The 19,842-nt window shown below is 42.2% G+C and carries 15 protein-coding genes and 1 pseudogene; 10 read left to right on the top strand and 6 right to left on the bottom strand.

Features of this window, described 5'->3' with window-relative positions; genetic code table 11:
• Nucleotides 1–64: 64 nt before the first annotated feature.
• The 7 genes from pntA (at nt 65) to ACED46_RS03680 (ending at nt 7,702) form a co-directional block, all read left to right on the top strand.
• A complete protein-coding gene (gene pntA / locus ACED46_RS03710) occupies nt 65–1,612 on the top strand; it encodes a Re/Si-specific NAD(P)(+) transhydrogenase subunit alpha (RefSeq protein ID WP_371720917.1) in 1,548 nt (515 codons plus the stop codon).
• Nucleotides 1,613–1,622: 10 nt separating this feature from the next.
• Nucleotides 1,623–3,020: a Re/Si-specific NAD(P)(+) transhydrogenase subunit beta gene (gene pntB / locus ACED46_RS03705; RefSeq protein ID WP_017064580.1), complete on the top strand. Its 1,398-nt coding sequence runs from the start codon at nt 1,623–1,625 to the stop codon at nt 3,018–3,020.
• A gap of 289 nt (nt 3,021–3,309) precedes the next feature.
• Complete coding sequence (vxrA, locus tag ACED46_RS03700) at nt 3,310–4,782, top strand: sensor histidine kinase VxrA (RefSeq protein WP_371720916.1); 1,473 nt, start codon at nt 3,310–3,312, stop codon at nt 4,780–4,782.
• Nucleotides 4,757–5,416: a response regulator transcription factor VxrB gene (vxrB, locus tag ACED46_RS03695; protein WP_017060099.1), complete on the top strand. Its 660-nt coding sequence runs from the start codon at nt 4,757–4,759 to the stop codon at nt 5,414–5,416. Before vxrA ends, vxrB begins: the two co-directional genes overlap by 26 nt.
• Nucleotides 5,416–6,303 (top strand): DUF2861 family protein, encoded by an 888-nt coding sequence (locus ACED46_RS03690; RefSeq protein WP_029235234.1) that lies wholly within the window; start codon nt 5,416–5,418, stop codon nt 6,301–6,303. Before vxrB ends, ACED46_RS03690 begins: the two co-directional genes overlap by 1 nt.
• Before the next feature lie 50 nt (nt 6,304–6,353).
• The gene (locus ACED46_RS03685; RefSeq protein ID WP_371720915.1) at nt 6,354–7,508 is read left to right on the top strand and encodes a conjugal transfer protein TraF; all 1,155 of its coding nucleotides are present in this window, start codon (nt 6,354–6,356) and stop codon (nt 7,506–7,508) included.
• Between the two features lie 41 nt (nt 7,509–7,549).
• The gene (locus tag ACED46_RS03680) at nt 7,550–7,702 is read left to right on the top strand and encodes a YoaH family protein (RefSeq protein WP_004731009.1); all 153 of its coding nucleotides are present in this window, start codon (nt 7,550–7,552) and stop codon (nt 7,700–7,702) included.
• Nucleotides 7,703–8,248: 546 nt separating this feature from the next.
• Here ACED46_RS03680 and ACED46_RS03675 read toward each other — a convergent pair.
• The 3 genes and pseudogenes from ACED46_RS03675 to ACED46_RS03665 all read right to left on the bottom strand — a co-directional run.
• Nucleotides 8,249–8,740 (bottom strand): annotated as a pseudogene (locus tag ACED46_RS03675) (GGDEF domain-containing protein); the annotation flags it as partial.
• A gap of 1,031 nt (nt 8,741–9,771) precedes the next feature.
• Nucleotides 9,772–10,083: a stress response translation initiation inhibitor YciH gene (yciH, locus tag ACED46_RS03670; RefSeq protein WP_008221404.1), complete on the bottom strand. Its 312-nt coding sequence runs from the start codon at nt 10,081–10,083 to the stop codon at nt 9,772–9,774.
• A gap of 3 nt (nt 10,084–10,086) precedes the next feature.
• Complete coding sequence (locus ACED46_RS03665) at nt 10,087–10,455, bottom strand: DUF3319 domain-containing protein (protein ID WP_017060095.1); 369 nt, start codon at nt 10,453–10,455, stop codon at nt 10,087–10,089.
• A gap of 100 nt (nt 10,456–10,555) precedes the next feature.
• On the opposite strand from ACED46_RS03665, the gene ACED46_RS03660 reads away from it, so the two are divergent.
• A complete protein-coding gene (locus tag ACED46_RS03660; protein ID WP_017060094.1) occupies nt 10,556–11,524 on the top strand; it encodes a tyrosine-type recombinase/integrase in 969 nt (322 codons plus the stop codon).
• Nucleotides 11,525–11,679: 155 nt separating this feature from the next.
• Here the strand turns inward: ACED46_RS03660 and ACED46_RS03655 are convergent, their stop codons facing one another.
• Together ACED46_RS03655 and ACED46_RS03650 are read right to left on the bottom strand one after the other, a co-directional pair.
• Complete coding sequence (locus ACED46_RS03655) at nt 11,680–12,675, bottom strand: D-alanine--D-alanine ligase (RefSeq protein ID WP_065584955.1); 996 nt, start codon at nt 12,673–12,675, stop codon at nt 11,680–11,682.
• Between the two features lie 179 nt (nt 12,676–12,854).
• Nucleotides 12,855–13,418, bottom strand: a complete 564-nt coding sequence (locus ACED46_RS03650) for an SPOR domain-containing protein (RefSeq protein WP_017069919.1) — start codon at nt 13,416–13,418, stop codon at nt 12,855–12,857.
• Nucleotides 13,419–13,634: 216 nt separating this feature from the next.
• Between ACED46_RS03650 and ACED46_RS03645 the strand changes: the two genes are divergently transcribed.
• Nucleotides 13,635–16,319 carry a GNAT family N-acetyltransferase gene (locus ACED46_RS03645; RefSeq protein ID WP_371720914.1) on the top strand — a complete coding sequence of 895 codons (2,685 nt, stop codon included), beginning with the start codon at nt 13,635–13,637 and terminating at the stop codon, nt 16,317–16,319.
• Here ACED46_RS03645 and ACED46_RS03640 read toward each other — a convergent pair.
• Entirely contained in the window at nt 16,308–17,195 is an 888-nt protein-coding gene (locus tag ACED46_RS03640; RefSeq protein WP_371720913.1) for a LysR family transcriptional regulator, read from the bottom strand. The genes ACED46_RS03645 and ACED46_RS03640 overlap by 12 nt on opposite strands.
• Nucleotides 17,196–17,419: 224 nt before the next feature.
• Here ACED46_RS03640 and ACED46_RS03635 point away from each other — a divergent pair, with 224 nt between their 5' ends.
• A complete protein-coding gene (locus ACED46_RS03635) occupies nt 17,420–19,552 on the top strand; it encodes a TonB-dependent hemoglobin/transferrin/lactoferrin family receptor (RefSeq protein WP_371720912.1) in 2,133 nt (710 codons plus the stop codon).
• The last annotated feature ends 290 nt before the right edge of the window (nt 19,553–19,842 follow it).

The following is a 19,842-nucleotide window of genomic DNA, read 5'->3' as shown; positions in this document are numbered from 1 at the left end:
GAAGTATTAGTTGTCGTTAGATACAAACGAATAAGTCATTCGTGCCAATAGTCAAGGAATAGCTATGCAAATTGGTGTACCAAGAGAAACGCTCGCTGGTGAAACGCGAGTCGCTGCTTCGCCGAAATCGGTAGAACAGCTTCTAAAATTAGGATTTGAAGTTTGTGTTGAATCACAAGCAGGTGCGTTAGCAAGTTTTGAAGATGCAGCTTATGAACAAGCTGGAGCAAAAGTTGTCACCGCAGATGAAGCTTGGAAATCCGATATTATCTTTAAAGTTAACGCTCCGATCGTTGACGAGTCTAAAAATGAAATCGATCTTCTTAAAGATGGCGCAACATTGGTCAGCTTTATTTGGCCTGCCCAAAATCCAGAATTAATGGAACAATTGTCCAGTCGTAACATCAACGTGATGGCGATGGATTCTGTACCACGAATTTCAAGAGCTCAGGCGTTAGATGCATTGAGTTCTATGGCAAACATCGCGGGTTATCGTGCTGTTGTTGAAGCGGCGCATGAGTTTGGTCGATTCTTCACGGGTCAGATTACGGCTGCGGGTAAAGTTCCGCCAGCAAAAGTACTGGTTGCAGGTGCTGGTGTTGCTGGCCTAGCGGCAATCGGCGCTGCGGGTAGCTTAGGTGCAATCGTTCGTTCATTCGATGTTCGTCCTGAAGTTAAAGAACAAGTTGAGTCGATGGGTGCTGAATTCTTGGAAGTGGATTTCAAGGAAGATACCAGTGCTGGTGACGGCTACGCAAAAGAGATGTCTGAAGCATTCAATAAGAAAGCGGAAGAGCTTTATGCAGCTCAAGCAAAAGACGTTGATATCATCATTACAACGGCGCTGATTCCAGGTCGCCCGGCTCCGAAGCTGATTACCAAAGAGATGGTAGACAGCATGAGTGCAGGTAGTGTGATTGTAGACCTTGCGGCGGCCAATGGCGGTAACTGTGAATACACGGTTGCGGATCAAGTCATTACAACGGCTAATGGTGTGAAGGTGGTTGGTTACACTGATATGGTTGGTCGACTGCCGACTCAATCATCTCAACTGTATGCAACGAACCTAGTTAACCTTCTGAAACTGCTTTGCAAAGAGAAAGATGGCAACATCAAAATTGACTTTGAAGATGTTGTTCTGCGTGGTGTTACTGTGGTTAAAGAGGGCGAGGTCACTTGGCCAGCTCCACCAATTCAAGTTTCAGCTCAACCACAACAAGTTAAGCCAAAAGCGGCCAAACCAGAGCCTAAAGTTGAAGAACCTGTTTCTCCAATTAAGAAAGTGGCGGGTATGGCGGTAGCTGTTGGTGCATTCGCTTGGGTAGCTTCGGTTGCTCCAGCTGCGTTCTTATCTCACTTTACCGTTTTTGTTCTCGCTTGTGTGGTGGGTTATTACGTAGTTTGGAATGTAAGCCATTCTCTGCATACGCCTTTGATGTCCGTGACTAACGCGATTTCAGGCATCATTGTAGTAGGTGCACTGTTACAGATCGGACAAGGAAGTGGCGTCGTCACGTTCTTATCATTTATTGCCGTATTAATTGCAAGTATCAATATCTTTGGTGGCTTTACCGTGACCAAACGTATGCTTGAAATGTTCCGTAAAGACTAAGGAGTAACAGATGTCTGAAGGATTAGTACAAGCAGCTTATATTGTTGCTGCTGTATTTTTTATTATGAGCTTGGCTGGGTTATCGAAACAGGAATCTGCGCGTGCAGGTAACTATTACGGTATCACGGGTATGGCAATTGCGTTGATCGCGACGATCTTTGGCCCTCACTCTGCAGGTATTGTATGGATCATCATTGCTATGGTGATCGGTGGTGGTATTGGTATCCACTACGCAAGAAAAGTAGAAATGACTGAAATGCCAGAGCTGGTTGCAATTCTGCACAGCTTCGTAGGTATGGCTGCAGTACTTGTAGGTTACAACAGCTACATCGATCCACCTGCTGCTGTTTCTATCAACCCTGCAGATATTCATGCAGAGCACGTTATCCATCTAGTGGAAGTGTTCCTTGGCGTGTTTATCGGTGCGGTGACGTTCACGGGTTCTATTGTTGCGTTTGGTAAGCTTCGTGGCGTTATCTCTTCGTCTGCATTGAACATCCCTCATAAGCACAAGTGGAATCTAGCGGCTATCGTAGTTTCTACACTGCTGATGATCATGTTCGTTAAAGCAGACGGCAGCATGTTCGCACTAATGGTGATGACACTTATCGCATTCGCATTCGGTTACCACCTAGTGGCATCGATTGGCGGTGCAGATATGCCAGTAGTTGTCTCTATGCTGAACTCGTACTCTGGTTGGGCAGCAGCAGCGGCAGGTTTCATGCTTGCAAACGATCTGCTTATCGTAACTGGTGCATTGGTTGGTTCGTCGGGTGCGATTCTGTCTTACATTATGTGTAAGGCGATGAACCGCTCTTTCATCAGCGTTATTGCTGGTGGATTCGGCCAAGAAGTGGTTGTGTCTGATGGCGATGAAGAGCAAGGTGAACACCGCGAAACATCAGCTGAAGATGTGGCTGATATGCTGAAAAACTCTAAGTCAGTAATCATCACTCCTGGATACGGCATGGCAGTAGCTCAAGCACAATACCCAGTGCATGAAATCACTGAGAAGCTACGAGCGCAGGGCATTAATGTTCGATTTGGTATCCACCCAGTTGCTGGTAGGTTACCGGGTCACATGAACGTACTGCTTGCTGAAGCGAAAGTGCCTTACGATATCGTTCTAGAAATGGACGAAATCAACGATGACTTCGATGAGACAGATACTGTATTGGTAATTGGTGCGAATGACACCGTAAACCCTGCAGCACTTGAAGATCCAAACAGCCCAATTGCTGGTATGCCAGTACTTGAAGTTTGGAACGCTCAGAATGTTATCGTATTCAAGCGTTCGATGAACACAGGTTACGCCGGTGTGCAAAACCCACTGTTCTTCAAAGAGAACACGCAGATGCTGTTTGGCGATGCTAAAAAGAGTTGTCTAAGTATCTTAGAGCATCTATAGAGATCACCTCTAAACAATATGTAACAACTCGATAAGGAGCTCATTTGAGCTCCTTTTTTTATCTTACGAAAGCGACTCTATGTGTGATCTCAGTTGATACGAAGTTGACGAAGCCTGATGCAAAACTTGTCGCAATTGAGGTTTGGCTTGCCAATCAGCCCACTAGTACATATGTACAATGTGGCCGTAATATATTGGCCTTTATCTCTGTAGCTCGCCATTCTCAATGTTTTTCATGCGGTTAAAAATTTATCTTTGATAGCGAATGGTATATATTTGGTTGATCTATATGAATTTGCGTTGGTTTGTGATCATCAAAAGAACATTTACTCTTCTTATCGCTACGTTGTCTGTGTCTGCAAACGCATTTGCTGACTCTTTACCTGAGCGTATCGATAATTTCACCAAACTCTTTGATCATGAAACGGCAATCGAATCTTACGATATTCGAGTGCTACAGGCTGATTATCCAACACGTTTGATCATGCCGTCTTCTATGCTGCCACAAACAGCAGAGTACCCGTTAAAAGACATTCAGCGCTTGTACCAGTTATCAAAAACCTGTAGTGGTAAACTGCCGTTAAGCCCTTTGATTACTGAGCCTTTAGTTTTTACTCGTGCAATGTGTAAAGGCACCAAGCTTTCTGACCGTTGGTTTAGCCGTAGTGGTTTGATTCACCCTGGTGGCGGTTCTTATGCGGCACGATACGTTGAGAAGTACCCAGAAAAATTCGACTCTCTGAAGCGCTTTATGCATATTCAAGAGCGACCAAACACCGAACACGATGAACTACTGTCTCGCTTGCAACAAATGGATAGCGAAGCAATCACCGCGCTGTTAGCGGGTGCGAGTATGTTTGTTGAGCTTGATGAGATGTGGGTAAAACGCGGCTACAGATATTACCTGTATAAAAAATCAGTCTGGAACGAAAATGCCACGCTTGCTGGGTTATCGTTTAGCTTGTCTTCAGAAGGTAAAAGCTGTTTTGTCCAGCGTGGTAATGTGTGTTGGGAAATAGAAGATCATTCAGAGCTTCTGCAAGTCGCCATGTTTATCTTGGTTATTGCCAACATCATGCTTGTCTTAGGTTGGGCGATTTACCGCTGGAACAGCAAGAAACAAGAGATGAAGAGTCGCATGCTGGTTCTTCAAATCCTAACGCACGAATTAAGAACGCCGATTGCGAGTTTGTCATTGACGGTGGAAGGGTTCAGGCGTGAGTTCGAACACTTACCAGAATCGGTATATGATGAGTTCCGTAGGCTGTGTGAAGATACACGCCGTTTAAGACAGTTGGCGGAAGCAAGTAAAGATTACCTGCAATCAGATAATCAACCGCTCGCAACAGAGTGGGTGCCAAGTGTTGAAGAGTGGCTCCAATACAAAGTTGAAGAAGACTTTGCGCCGGGGATTGAACTCCGTGTAAACAAAGATATAGCTGCAAAAGTGAACGTATATTGGTTGGGAACGTGCATCGATAACCTAATCAGAAATGCCGTGAAATACGGTGTGGCTCCAGTAATTCTAGAACTGAATACTTCTGACAAGAAGCTGACATTCAAAGTTATAGATAATGGAGACTTGTCTCGCATAGATTGGGGGCAACTAAGAAAGCCATTCGTAAGTAAGAGTGGACTCGGTTTAGGTCTGACGATAGTGGAATCTATGGTTGGAAAAATGGGCGGTCACATGACGCTTATCGGCCCCCCAACAACATTTATTTTGGAGATACCTTGTGAAACAGACATTGCTTCTCGTTGAAGATGATAAAAATTTAGCTGACGGTTTATTAGTTAGCCTTGAGCAAGCTGGATATGAATGTTTGCATGCAGAACTGATCTCTGAAGTTGAAGGCTACTGGGAACAAGCGGATCTAGTGATTCTAGACCGTCAACTTCCTGATGGCGACTCAGTAGATTCACTTCCAGGTTGGAAGAAAAAGAAAGATATCCCAGTTATTTTGCTGACGGCTCTCGTGACAGTAAAAGACAAAGTAGCGGGCCTAGATTCAGGTGCAAACGACTACTTAACAAAGCCATTCGCAGAGGCTGAGCTATTTGCTCGAATTCGTGCTCAACTTCGCCTGCCAGATTCTGAAGAACAAGATGCATCAAAAGTTATCGCTCAGAATCTTGTTATCGATAAAGCGACACGTGAAGTGTTTTTCAATGAACAGGAAGTAACGTTAACGCGCACTGAATTTGACCTTCTACTGTTCTTGGCAAGTAACCTTGGACGTGTGTTTACACGTGATGAACTGCTTGACCATGTATGGGGTTACAACCATTTCCCAACAACACGTACGGTAGACACGCACGTTCTGCAACTAAGACAGAAACTGCCGGGTCTAGAAATTGAAACGCTGCGTGGCGTTGGTTACAAGATGAAAGCGTAATGAGAATAGCCTTACTTCCACTATTAATGTTTTCTTGCGTAGCGAATACCGCGCAAGCAACGGATTGGTTTAAGAGCAGCGATGCTCTGACTCAAGTTCATAAACATCTGCTAGATAACGATTTACCTCAGATGTTTGACTCATTAGTGGAAGTTTGGCAAATCAACTCGTCTCAATCACGAGAAGATCACCTCAATGAACTGTTCGATCAAGCATTGAACAAAGATTGTGGTAAAACTCTCACCAGAAAAACACTCCCAGATTGGATTAGTTCAGTCGTCGTTAAAAGACACATCATTCAAAGCCCTGGCCGAGATACCTTTCGTGTATCGATTAATGTTGAATCCGAAAACAACATTCAAGACATTACCTTCGAGAAGTGGGTCGATAAGATCGTTTCTTCGGACAGTGAGTTAACCAAAGACAGTGAAGTGGTTAACAACGCATCGGTGAGTCTATACCGCAAGCGTTACAATTTAGCCTCTCAACTTGAATCCGGTTTATACCGTTTAAGCGTTAAAGGTGATGGCGGAAAGTCTTGGAGCACTTGGGTTGTTTTGGGTGAAGTTGCCATGCGTCAACAAGTTCGCTGGGCATCAAAAGACACGTGGCGAATCGATAAAAAAGAACTACTCAATCCTTATTGTCCGCTCCCTAAGCTCGAAATCGGTTTGTACGATTACGTTGATGAACACTATGAACAGGTCTGGGGCAAGAGCTACGAATCTGATTATCCAATGAACCTTACTGGTGAAGAACTTCCTAATGATCGCTATGTTTTAGCGGTTTCAATGGTGCATTCACGCTGGCAAGGCGACATAGCGATAGAACAAGCACAAACTATCAGTAAAACTTATGATATTTCTAGCGAAGAAGAGTTAAAGTAATTTAAAATTGTGCCGTTAACTATGTAAGGGATCTAACAAAGATAAACGGCATGAAAAAAACTACAAAACTACTCGCAGCGTCAATTGCATTCGCCAGTCTTCCTCTTTCAGCAGCAAACTACGCCATTGAAACGCGTGGTGATGCGATGGGTGGTGTTGGTGTTGTTTCAGCAAACTTCCTAACTGCTCCATTCTATAACCCAGCACTTGTTGCGATTTATCGTCGTAATGATGACATGGGAATGATCACGCCAAGTTTTGGCGGTAATTATAATGACCCTAATAACTTAGTTGATGATATCGATAATTTAGTTGACAGCATTGAGTCAGGTACTGTGACTGGTTCTGATCTAGATGCTCTTAATGGTGATAGCCTGAATGTTGATTTAGGTGGTGTTGTAGCATTCGCTCTACCAAATCAGTATATTGCAGCAAACGTATTTGCAAAAGCATACACTGAATCATTTGTAACCCCTGATACATCTAGTGACGCTGCTAATAGTGACTTGGTTAATGCTGAGTTAACTGCTGTTAAAGCTGTTTCTATTGGCATTATGGAAGCTGGTATATCATTAGCAAAATATCAAACGTTCATGGGACAACATTTGTCGTTTGGTATTTCTCCAAAACTCCAAAGAATCTATACGTATAACTACATTGCCTCGGCACAAAACTACGATCTAAGTGATGTTCGAGAAAACGACACCGCGGAAACTACATTTAATATTGATGCAGGTGCGCTTTGGTTTTACGGCCCATTTAGAGTGGGTTTTTCTGCAACGAATATTATAGACCGTGAGATTGAAACTAAATCCGTTAGCCAACAGCTAACAAGCAGCACAGGGGCTACAAGAACAGTAACATCGAGTCATTCTTATAACCTGGGGCCTGTCTACACTGTTGGTGCGGGGATCGTTTCTGATTACTTTACGTTGAGTGTTGATTATGATTTGAATGAAGCAGAGAAGTTTACTTCGTTCGAAGACAACGAACAGATGATTCGTGTTGGTACTGAAGTCGACCTGTTACGTCAGCTTAAGCTAAGGGGAGGGTATTACAAGAACCTGGCTTACTCTGATTCAGAAGGAACAGTGACAGCTGGTGTTGGTATCTCGCCATTGAACTTGTTTCAGCTAGATCTAAGTGCTAACTACACGAATGAAAATGCAATGGGTGCATCCATCAATTTCCTTGCTAGTTACTAACAGTCCTTATATAGTTCTGCTCCTAAATAAAGGAGCAGAGCATGCTAAACGACTTACCAACCCTTTCTCACGAAGAACAACAGAAAGCTGTTGAACGAATTCAAGAAATGATGACCCAAGGCATCAGCACAGCACAAGCTATCAAAATCGTTGCTGAGCAAATCCGTGAAGAAATGAGTAATAAAGAAGAGTAGGGCATCAGCCCTTCTTTTTTAACCCTTAGTGCACTATAACTAAATAATATACCCTCTAGTATATTATCTCGTACATACCAACTCTTTAGCTACCCTGAATTCCCGACCTATCCAAAACCATTAAGTTCCTTTTATTCAGTAAGTTATGTCGGAGTGATCCACTTTTCAGGCATTTCTTGGCTTTGGGTTGTAATTAAATTACAGTAAGTTCTGAAAGTGGAACAATCGCCATTTTAGGTGTCAGTATTTGTGTCACCGTACCTAAGTGGCTAAATATATGGTGTTTTTACGGCTAGTGACGTTGTGACTTGTATTTTGAACGGATGAGAATCCATGAATGTTCAGAAGCAGACAAATGATGATTTCATCGAAGAACAGAGTGAGACAATCCACAGCGGTAATGTTCAAAACCGATATCGCGAATGGCTTACCACCGCTTAGAGCAAGCTTCGTTGCCACATATGTGCTTTACAGAATAAGTATTTAAAAAGCTTACGAGGCGTAAGGTGTTGTGTAGAAGTCGATTAAGGAATGCGGCGCGTATCAATTTGAGAATGCTAAATTGATGTGTTTTCTATTGGGGAATGATAAGTCTAAGCGATAGAACTTGTTAGAAATAGGGTCGCTTTGAGCGCTGTAGTTGTCGTCGTGGTTACGTATGTAGAATCGAAACCTTGGCTCCTCTTGACCTTCATATTCTATATTGATGGTGACCGAATCGAACGTTGAGAGATCGAGCCCTTTATTTTGGGTCGATCTCTTAACGTACTCAATTTCACAGAAGGGTAAGCTATAGGTTTGTTCAAAGTCACGCTGTAACTTAATTCCATCTTCTGACTTATGTAATGAGCCTACGGTGCCACCATCGTGGTCTCTGTCCGTATTTACGCGCGTAGGCTATCTGTCAGGTGTGATGATGTAGTTCTTATCCATGAGCGTATTAAAAGAGATCAACGACACTAGCGTGAATGCTAGGCAAAAATACGCGCCCAGCGACAGATATATGCCTAAATAGCGTTGTTTTTGTTCGGTATTTATACGAAAGGTAACGTTTTTAAGGGGATAATAATTTAACTGTGTAAATATACAGTTATTATTTGGGTTCTTTATTTTGTGTTCCATAGGACCAAGCTTTACCTGTACAGCTAGCTACAGTGTCACTTTACTTATTGATTACATGTGTCGATAAACATTATAAGCTTTCTAATCTCAGGCGGTAACACCATTGCGACTTCAAAGCAGGCATATCAGTTAGAGAAAACAAGTAAAGAAAAACTAAGCGCAATGGGTTTAAAGTAACTCTTAGGTTTATTACCAAAGCTACCTAAGTCCAATTGAACGTAATTTCAAGGAAAACCGTGATTATGGATCTCCCAAGTATCGGTGTTGTGTACCAGCAATAAGTGTAATGAATCTATGCAAACTGAACACAAAGTACTAACTCTAGAGAGAATCGTTAAGAAGGTTTGAAAAATGTGTGTGCGAATCTACGTAAGACAGACGAACTTTATTAGCTGATGGATTTGAACGAAAGCTCAGCATGTGCAGTTGATAAAAAACATTGGTCGCGTGTGTGAAATCTGAAAAAGAAACAACAGCAATGCTCACAAGAATCACACACAACGCGGCGGTTCGTTAGTGCAAACAGAGAAGTGGCAAGATAAGTTAAATCAGATGGACAAAGTTTCTCGTCAATTAGATTTGCTGAATGAAGGTTGGATTGTGTAGATGTTGGCCGCACATATAATTATTTGATTTCAAATGCGCTAAGAAAACCCTGAACGGCGCAAGAAGCGTGAGAGTCAGTTGGAACAAGGATTTTAAGGACAAAAGATGAGAATACTACCTTTAGAATTAACTACACGTATTATTAACTGCGTATTATGTACGTTATGTTAAATGGATTTTGATGTTTATAAGGCAGATATCTTTGTGTGATGCCCTGCCTTTGTATTGTGCCGATATTCTCTAATTTATACTGTGTATTTAACCAAACTAGCTATTTACCATAAAATACCTAATAACCAGTGATAATAATCTTCGATTTTAACCCTGGTATTAGTTAGAGATTAACCGCCAGCAAATTTAACTTTGTAGCCTTTCTTTTCAAGGTGCGCTTTGATCTTGTCGCGCGCGTCACCTTGAATTTCGATGTTGCCATCTTTTACTGAGCCACCGCAGCCGCAAACTTTCTTGAGTTCTGCTGCCATTAGTTTTAATGGTGCGTCATCTAGGTCTAAGCCAGTTACGACAGAAACGCCTTTGCCTTTACGGCCTTTGGTTTCTTTTTGGATTCGAACGATACCATCGCCTTTAGGACGTTGGACTTTCTCTTCTTCAGGCTTAATGCGACCTGTTTCTGTTGAATATACTAGGCTCATAATTTACTTCTTTTGTTGCTCTGCTTTTTGTTTTGCGAGTAAGTAAGCTTCTATATGGCGTTGGATTGCAACCTTGCCGCCTTTGATTAAGCGACCGTTAAACATGCAATACCACGCATTAGGCTCACCGGTGTCATTCTTGATTTGGTAGCCGTTGAAGTTTTCAGTCGAGCCACCAGTTCCTCTCGACTTATTTAATGACATGAATTCTTTTGGATCAATAATAGATGCGGTATCAATCCACCAATCAATACTCTTTTTCACGGCAGCTAGGTTGCCCTGAATAACGTTGTTTTTTAACTTAGCACGCCAAACTGTGTTGTTAGCATCTATCGATTGAAGATGGACGCTTCGGTAAATTGAATTAGCCATATCTATTAATCATCTTTCTGTTTTCACTGCATTAATCATAAGTATACTAATAATGATATCAAGCATAATATGGTAAAAACACCTGTCGAGGTATGGTAATTTGAGAAAAAAAGTCCCTATTTTAACTGACTCTGTGATAATTAATTCATTTGTTGAAAAATTAAACAGCAACGCGACAATAGAAATTATAGATGAGTTGACAGGATTTCAATACTCTCGCAATTCACTGTTGGGCATTTACAGTGATTGGAATCGCTATCATGCGTTCTGTACCAAACATCGTATTAACACACTTCCCGCATCTATAACCGCTGTTCGTCGTTTTCTTGAAACGGAGTCTAACGATAGAAAATACGCATCGCTAAAACGTTACACTGCAACGCTTAGCATGTTACATACTGTGTTGAGCTTTGCTAACCCGATCAAGCACAGGCAAGTTCGCTTTACCCTACTCCACTTACAATCTCAAATGGCCGGTGACGCTAAACAAACCAATGCTATGACATCTGTGCATCTCACTGATTTGAATACGTTACTCTCCCATGAGAAAGCAAACCTGAAAGAGATCAGAGACATTGCTATTTATAACGTGATGTTCGAGTGTGCTTTAAAGCGCTCAGAGCTTAAGTTGTTATCGATGAGTGATGTTGAGTACGTTGAAGATCATTACCAAGTAACAGTCAAAGATTCAGCTTATCAGTTGTCACAAATAGCCAGTGTTGCACTTCAACGTTGGCTTTCGTTTACTGGTATACAAGATGACTTGCCAGTATTTCGTGCGATAGACAAGCATGAGAATATTGGTTTGCAGCCTTTAGATGATTCGTCCATCTATAGGATATTGAGAAGAGCTAGCGACTTACTTCAACTGCCAGAAAATCACCATTTCTCTGGAAATTCGATTCGTGTTGGTGCTGCACAAGAGTTGTCGAAACAAGGTCTTAAGGTGAGAGAGATTCAGGACTTTGGTCGTTGGCTTAGCCCGGCAATGCCAGCTCAATATGTCGGTTTCACGGGAACGGCTGATAGTGAGAAAATGAAGTTTAAGGCGTTAATACCTTGGCAATGACGGGTCGCAGATTACTTGGATATTACTATTTTGATATAAGTTATGGTTAAAACGATATTTGTAAAAACGGTTAGCGTTAAAAACAAAAAGCGCCTTGGCGAAAGCTCAAGGCACTTGTTGGTTCAGCTCTAAGTGAACGAAAACGAGTTAGAAACCTAAGAAAGGCTTGTTCTCACGCAGTTTTCTAAGAACTGGCTGAATTTGTGGCCGTCATGCTCAACCATTTTAGGGAACATGGAGATTGGCGTCATACCTGGGAAGGTGTTGACTTCGTTCAGGTAGATTTCGTTGTCTTGCGTTAAAAAGAAGTCGATACGAGACAAGTGACGAAGCTTCATCTGGGTGAAGACTTTTCGTGCGCTGTCTGCAATCAATTCACGCTGTTCGTCAGTTAAATTACTTGCTTCAACTTCAGTGATCGAGTGGCTGTCTGCACTGTACTTCTCTTCGTAAGAGTAAAATGCGCCATTCGGTGCAATCACCTCACCCGGTTTGCTGATGTGTAGCTCGCCATCGATTTCATAAGCAGCAATTTCTAGCTCTCTAGGCACCACTGATTTCTCAACCAATACTTGGTTCGAGAAAGTGAACGCCTTGTTGATAGCCTCGCTTAAATCTTCTACTTGGTTAACTTGGTAACAACCTACAGAAGAACCTTGACGAGCCGCTTTCACAAACACTTTACCCCACTTTTCAAATGCTTGAGTTGCTTGTGAGTGAGCTTGATCATTGTTGTCTGATAAGAACAGGTACGGCGTGTTTGGAATACCAAGTGCGTCGTACCAAAGCTTTGACGTGATTTTGTTAAAGCTGTTGTTGCTTGCTTCTGGACCACAACCTAGGTATGGAATTTTAGCCATTTCAAACAGTGATTGAATGTCACCTGTTTCACCTGGGAAACCGTGTATGCAAGGCACAATGAAATCGACTTTAGATGCTAAATTGTCACCGCGTAAGGTTTGGTCGTTAATATCAAGATAAACCAATTCACCTGAATCAAGACACCAGCCTTCGTTCTTAATTTCAACTCTTACAACGTTAAAATCTGCAACGCTATTAAGTTGTTCAAAAAGGTAATTGGCTGAAACTAAAGATACTTCATGCTCTGAAGATCCACCGCCGCAAAGTAGAAGGATGTTTGTGGTGTTCATGGGTAAATTCGGTCCTTGAAACTAGGAGTACTGACTTCAATGATAAACAAAAGTCGAGATAGGTACAGTGTTTTGATTGTTAAAATTGCGTTCGAAAGATCGAGCGATTAACTATTAAACAAAACAGCGAGTCTTAAAACAAAAGAAGGAGCATTTGCCCTTTCTTTATGAATCAAAACTTAGTTCAACTTGTTAAGCGTTGGGTATTCAGAGTTCTTGATGTCATCAATGCTCTTAACGAACGGCTTCAAGTTTTGGAAAGTGTTCGGCAGTGTTGAGATTGCCTTTTTAGCTTCTAAGCGTGTTGCGTAGTCACCATAAAGTACCGTGAACCACTTAGTGCCGTTAACCATTTTGTAGTTTTCCCAAACTGGTTGAGAAGTCGTAGGTAGCATTTTCACGAAAGAATCGACTTTACTTTGGCTGCCAACAGCAACAACTTGAACTGTGTAACCAAAACGTTGGTTCATGTCTTGTTGTTTCTTGGTTGGGCCTGTCACTACTGCAACTGGCTTAGCTTGAGTCGTTTGAGCGACTTTCTGTTCAACAGGTTCGGTTCTGATAACGTTGACAACATTTTCTTCAACAACGCTTGTTTGCTCAGATTGAGATACAACTGGAGCTTCAACTTTTGCCGTTTTGTACTCTTCTTGATAACTATCTGAAGTGACATTGGTAACGTAGTCGTCAGATACACACGCAGCCAAGAGCAGTGGCAAAGTCACAATTGCAAATTTTTTCATGGAAAGCTCTATATCCTTAATAATAATTACTATAAATCATGCCGATACGTCGGTTTAGAATCAAGTTAACTTTGGGATTATACACCATTAGTGGGTGACCTATTTCACAAACTTTATGCAGTGTTTACTTATTCATCTGAATTCGGTGAATTTGCCATCAACCTGTGAGTGCAAAGTAAGTTACGATGAACTTACGTGCATTGCTAGGATATGTCTATGAATCATCTTGATCCCCTACTTAAACCCCGTTCAATCGCTGTTGTTGGTGCTTCTCAACGAGAAACACGCGCAGGATATATTGTTATGAACAATTTGTTGCATGGGGATTTTAAAGGTGCGGTGATGCCGGTTACGCCGAAATATGATTCAGTGGCCGGTGTGCTTTCTTACAAGAACATTTTGTCGTTACCGATTGTTCCTGACCTCGCAATCTTGTGTACCAATGCGACCCATAATGTCGCTATTTTTGAAGAACTGGCTGAGAAAGGTATAGCCTCTGTCATTGTGCTTTCTTCAGACATGCAGCAAGAAAGCGATAATGGTGAGACGTATGATGAACGATGCCTAGCGATTGCCAAAAAGCACAACATTCGAGTGTTGGGTTCCAATAGTTTGGGGGTGATTGTTCCTTGGTTAAATTTGAACGCCTCATTCTCTCCAGTGACAGCATTACCCGGTAAGATCGCCTTTGTTTCTCAGTCGGCAGCTGTGTGTACCACTATTCTCGATTGGGCTAATGACAAAGAGATCGGTTTTTCGGCGTTTATCTCTATAGGCAATGGTAGCGATATCGAATTCTCGGAGTTATTGGATTATCTCAGTACCGACTCTCACACCGAAGCGATATTGCTTTATGTAGACAGCATTACTGATGCGAGGCGCTTTATTTCTGCAGCGCGTGCGGCTTCGCGTAACCGACGAATTTTGGTGTTGAAAGGCGGTCGAACGGCGAAAGGCAGAGCCGCAGCAATGGCTCACACTGGCGGTGCCGACACATTAGATATTATTTATGATTCCGCAATCCGACGCAGCGGCATGCTACGAGTTAAGAACTTACATGAACTGTTTGCTGCGGTAGAAACACTGACTCATTCAGTACCATTGCGAGGCGAGCGCTTGGCTATTGTTACTAATGGTGGCGGCCCTGCGATTATGGCTGTGGACACCCTATTTGACCGCGGTGGTAAGCTCGCAGAGTTTTCAGAAGAGACACTTGATAAGTTGAACAAGGTTTTGCCATCGAGTTGGTCTCATAGCAATCCTATCGATATTGTCGGCGACGCTGGTGATCAACGTTATATCGACACTATAAACATCTTACTCGATGGCGATGAAGCAGACGCGATTCTTATCATGCACAGCCCTTCAGCGGTCGCACATTCCGCTAAAACGGCAGAACGAATTATTGAAGCGATTAAGAAGCACCCTCGCCACAAGCGCTTTAACATCCTGACGAATTGGTCTGGTGAGCTAACAGCAAGGCCCGCACGAAAGCTGTTTACCGAAGCGGGTTTCCCAACTTATCGGACCCCTGAAAGCTCTGTGGTCGCATTCATGCACTTAGTCGAGTACAGACGTAACCAACGTCAGTTAATGGAAACGCCGACCACTGCAGAAAAAGTACACATTGAAGATCTAGCAGATGCGAAAGGTTGGATAGAAAGAAAACTACTGGATAAAGATACAGTTAGCCTTGATACTCACCAAAACAGTCAGTTTTTCAAGAGCTTCAACCTCGATGTGTTACCAACTTGGATCGCTTCTGACCCAAGTGAAGCGGTACACATCGCTGAAACGATCGGTTATCCCGTCGCAGTAAAATTACGTTCGCCGGATATTGCACATAAGTCAGACGTACAAGGCGTGATGCTCAATTTGCGAAACAGCAGTGAAGTTGCCAATGCGGCTCAGGCAATTCTCGATCGTTCTCAATTATCCTTCCCTACAGCAAACATCCACGGCTTGTTAATTCAAGGTATGGCTAAGCTCGCGGGCGGCCAAGAGTTGCGTATTAAGGTTACAACAGACGAAACCTTCGGCCCAATCATATTACTTGGACAAGGTGGTTCGGAGTGGGATGAGTCGATTGATGCCGCAGCTGCTTTTCCACCGCTCAACATGACACTGGCGCGTTACTTGATTATTCGAGCGATAAAAAGCGGCAAGATTCGTCTACAAAAACTCCCTAACCCCATCGATATAGAAGGTTTGTCTGAGTTATTGGTACGTATATCGCAAATGGTAGTGGATTGCCCTGAAATACATGATTTGGATATCCATCCAGTACTGGCCAATGGAGACAAGTTCACAATATTAGACGCAGATATTATCTTGAAAGCTTATGAAGGTGATCCTCAAGAACGGTTGGCAATACGTCCTTATCCTGTAGAGCTCGAAGAAAACATTCAACTCAAGGATGGCACAGAAGTGCTGTTACGCCCTATTCTCCCTGAAGATGAACCACTTCACGCAGACTTCATTAATAGAGTATCGAAAGAAGATCTTTATAAGCGTTTTTTTAGTGATGTGGGTGAATTCAATCATGAGGCATTGGCTAATTTTACTCAGATTGATTTCGACAGAGAAATTGCTTTTGTGGTTGTTCGCAAAGAACAAGGTGTTCCGGCTATTATCGGTGTATCAAGAGCGCTAATTAACCCAGAAAACACAGATGCAGAGTTTGCGATATTAATTAGGTCTGATCTGAAAGGTGTCGGATTAGGTCGAATTCTTCTGACTAAGGTTATCGACTACTGCCGAGCAAAGCAGACCAAGCAAATGTCTGGGATGACGATGCCAACGAACAGAGGCATGCTAACACTAGCTCAAAAGTTGGGGTTTGAGCTAGATATTAGTTTTGAAGACGGTACTGCGGATATGGTGTTGCCGTTACTTGAGTGACCATGTCTTTTTAAGGTGCTGAATACACCATGATTTGGCGTCGCCCATTTTATTGCGTCGCCAAGCCATAACAATATCGATCGGTTGTGGTTCTGTACCGGAGATCTGCTGTAGTACGCCAGATTCAATCAAAGGTTTAGCGACACTATTCGGTAAGGTGCCAATCCCTAGTCCTGATGTCAAAGCCTCTACTTTCGCAGGAAAGCTTGTCACGGTTAAACGTGGCTGTTTCTCTAGAATATTGATGCTTAGTGCTGGCTGATCGCGTGCGGTGTCTGCAATGGCAATAACCCTGTAACTTTCTCTCGCCTTCTGATCGAATTCACCAGAACGCTTGTGAACATAGTGGCTTGATGCCGCGACCCACACCATCTCCATTTTACCAATTACGTCACTTTTCATATCGTTTGGAATTGTATCGAGCTTAGGGCATATCAATAAGTCAGCACGACCATCTGTGAGAGATTCCCAACAACCCGCTAAGATTTCCTCTTGCAAACGAACGCGTGTTTTACTGATTTTTCCTAGTTCATCTACCAGTGGGAAAAAGTTAGCAATCGGGATAATGCCATCAAAGGCGATGGTCAAATCGAGCTCCCAACCATTGGCTAGAATGCTTGCCTCGTTAACAAGACGTTCTGTAGCTCCAAGAATGATTCTACCTTGCTCAAGTATCAACTGACCCGCTTCCGTGAAATTTGCACGGTGGCCTGAGCGGTCAAAAATCATGATGTCTAGATCTTGTTCAAGCTTCTGTATTTGATAGCTGAGTGATGAAGGCGCTCTGTCCATTTCATTGGCCGCGGCGGCGAAACTTCCACGTCGGTCGATGGCGTCTAGGATGTGTAACGCTTCAAGTGTTATTGGACTATGCATAGCTTTCCTACTTTATAAATGAGACTTGAATCACAAAAACAGAAGCATTCAGACTGTGAATGGAACTGTAAAAGTCTTTTTAATACAGATATTTAAGAGTATTAATTATGAGTTAGTTGATAAAATTGAAAATTATTTAAATGCAAATAATAGTAATTATCATTTAGATCTAATATTATGTTTCGCAAATCAAGATAATACTATGGAACTAAGGTAACTATCAGATGTATAAGCAATCCCTGCTCTCTGCTTCAATCGTTTTAGCGCTTTCATCAACATCAGCCTTTGCTGAAGATTATGCCCTATTTGACGAGGTTGTTGTATCTTCGACTCGTACTAATCAACAACTTGAAGATGTTGCTGCGTCGGTAACTGTGATTAACGATAAAGATATCGAAAAAAACATGGTTACGGATGTAGAAGACTTATTTAAGTACACACCAGGTGTCACGGTGACTACGAATTCTCGCCAAGGGATTCAAGGTATTAACATTCGTGGTATGGAAGGTAACCGAGTAAAGGTTATCGTTGATGGAGTATCACAAACTAGCCAATTTACTCCAAGTGGTACTCAGTCATATAACTTCATTAACTCTTCACGCATTGATGTCGATACGGATATGTTGAAGTCTGTCGAGATTGTTAAAGGTGCGGCTTCTTCTCTGTATGGTTCTGACGCGATTGGTGGTATTGCTGCGTTCGAAACAAAAGACCCGAGTGACTTTTTAAAAGACAAAGACTTCGGTGGCCACGCGAAGTTCAACTACTCTTCATCTGATAATACCTTTAGCGAATCGGTTGCTTTAGCAAATCGTATTGGCGACCTAGAAACGTTAGTTGCTTATACTCGCAGAGACGGTGAGCAAACTGATAACTTTGGTACACCTGATGAGCAAGATACTCAGAACAACAACTTGTTGGTTAAGCTTCAGTACCAATTAAACGAACAACACCGTTTAGAGTTTTCTGGTAACTTCATTGAGAATTCTGGTGATACCGATTTAAATAGTGCAAGTTACACCGACTACACTGGCGAAGACACAACCAGCCAACAGCAAATCGGTATCAAACATATTTGGGATGCTGACCTAGCGTTTGCAGATACTATTACTTGGCAAGCTGACTGGCTGAGCAAAGAAGAGAATGGCGTAACTAATCGTACTTCTAATGGCGGTATGTTCCTACCTCCGGCAGGTAATGTTCAGAAAAAGGACTATATCTACGAGGATGAAGGTTATCAATTTGATGTGCAATTCGATAAGTTCTTCATGACGGGTAATGTAGAAAACTACTTTATCTATGGCGCTTCATATTCGGACAAAGACATTAAAAACGTTAATAACGAATATAACTCCATCAGCGCAGACCAAGTTATTTTCTACATCCCTGCCGCATCTGAAAGAAAATATGGATTCTTTGCTCAAAATGAAATGACGATCGGAAATTGGATGATTACTCCGGGTGTTCGTTTTGATGGTTTTGAAACTGATCCAGGTGATACAAGTCAAAACCCAAGTGGTAACCTAGAAGAGTCTTATGCAAAATATTCAGACTCAGCTGTTACCGGACGTTTGGGTACAACTTACACGCTTAATGATGAAAATAAGATCTTCGGTCAAATCAGCCAAGGCTTTAGAGCTCCTGATTTCCAAGAGCTTTACTACTCATTTGGTAATCCTGCTCACGGTTATTTGAATGCCCCTAACCCTGACTTAGAAGCTGAAGAAAGTATTTCATACGAGTTAGGTTGGCGTCATAACACAAATTATTCATCAAGCGAAATCGCTATCTTCTACAGCGATTATGATAACTTTATTGATAACGTAGCAGTTAGTGGCTCAGCCACTCCGGCCGATCCAACAATATATCAGAATGTAAACATTGATGAAGCCGTAATTAAAGGTATCGAAGCGTCAAATACACAGTCTTGGAATAGCTTCATGCCAGTGAAAGGTGTTAGTACTCGTGTTTCTGCAACGTATACTGAAGGTGAAGATGGCGAAGGTAATCCTCTTAACAGTGTAAACCCTTGGAACGCTGTCGTTGGTTTTAACTATGATGCTCCTTCAGCACTATGGGGTACATCACTTAACATAAGCTACACAGCAGGTAAGAAGTCTAGTGATATCAACAGCGATGGTTTGAATGATGAAATTCTACCAATTGATTCAGCAACTGTAGTTGACCTAACAGCATACTACTTGCCGATGAAGGATCTTACGCTTAGAGCAGGTCTCTTCAACGTTACGGATGAAGAGTACTACTCGTGGAATGACGTTCGTGGATTCTCACAAGAAGATAAAGATTACACGCAAGCAGGTCGTAACTGGTCAATTACAGCTAAATACGAATTCTAATTCGTTAAAAAACTGAATTGCAGATACTAAAAAGCCAGCTAAATGCTGGCTTTTATTATTTCACTAAAAATTGTATCAAAAAGGATAAAGTGAAATTACTTCTCTGCCATTTCTTTCTTAACCATTACTGCTGCAGCAATGATGAAAGTGATGATTAGGCCTAGTTCCATGATTAACTCCAAAGAAAATTAACATTAAACATATAATTCGCGAGCATAATAACACAGTGGATACAGAATGATACTTTTTAACCACTAATTTACTTTTTATTCGATTAAGATCAAAAAAGA

Source organism: Vibrio sp. 1S139, from assembly GCF_041439475.1.
Lineage (GTDB): Bacteria > Pseudomonadota > Gammaproteobacteria > Enterobacterales > Vibrionaceae > Vibrio > Vibrio crassostreae_C.
This window is presented reverse-complemented; position numbering and strand designations above follow the sequence as displayed.

Excerpts from the sequence above, each read along its gene's own strand:
- pntA (WP_371720917.1), top strand. The coding sequence starts at position 65 with ATGCAAATTGGTGTACCAAGAGAAACGCTCGCTGGTGAAACGCGAGTC.
- ACED46_RS03665 (WP_017060095.1), bottom strand. The coding sequence starts at position 10,455 with ATGGCTAATTCAATTTACCGAAGCGTCCATCTTCAATCGATAGATGCT.
- ACED46_RS03650 (WP_017069919.1), bottom strand. The coding sequence starts at position 13,418 with ATGAAAAAATTTGCAATTGTGACTTTGCCACTGCTCTTGGCTGCGTGT.
- ACED46_RS03685 (WP_371720915.1), top strand. The coding sequence starts at position 6,354 with ATGAAAAAAACTACAAAACTACTCGCAGCGTCAATTGCATTCGCCAGT.
- ACED46_RS03655 (WP_065584955.1), bottom strand. The coding sequence starts at position 12,675 with ATGAACACCACAAACATCCTTCTACTTTGCGGCGGTGGATCTTCAGAG.
- yciH (WP_008221404.1), bottom strand. The coding sequence starts at position 10,083 with ATGAGCCTAGTATATTCAACAGAAACAGGTCGCATTAAGCCTGAAGAA.
- vxrA (WP_371720916.1), top strand. The coding sequence starts at position 3,310 with ATGAATTTGCGTTGGTTTGTGATCATCAAAAGAACATTTACTCTTCTT.
- pntB (WP_017064580.1), top strand. The coding sequence starts at position 1,623 with ATGTCTGAAGGATTAGTACAAGCAGCTTATATTGTTGCTGCTGTATTT.
- ACED46_RS03680 (WP_004731009.1), top strand. The coding sequence starts at position 7,550 with ATGCTAAACGACTTACCAACCCTTTCTCACGAAGAACAACAGAAAGCT.
- ACED46_RS03640 (WP_371720913.1), bottom strand. The coding sequence starts at position 17,195 with ATGCATAGTCCAATAACACTTGAAGCGTTACACATCCTAGACGCCATC.
- ACED46_RS03690 (WP_029235234.1), top strand. The coding sequence starts at position 5,416 with ATGAGAATAGCCTTACTTCCACTATTAATGTTTTCTTGCGTAGCGAAT.
- ACED46_RS03645 (WP_371720914.1), top strand. The coding sequence starts at position 13,635 with ATGAATCATCTTGATCCCCTACTTAAACCCCGTTCAATCGCTGTTGTT.
- ACED46_RS03635 (WP_371720912.1), top strand. The coding sequence starts at position 17,420 with ATGTATAAGCAATCCCTGCTCTCTGCTTCAATCGTTTTAGCGCTTTCA.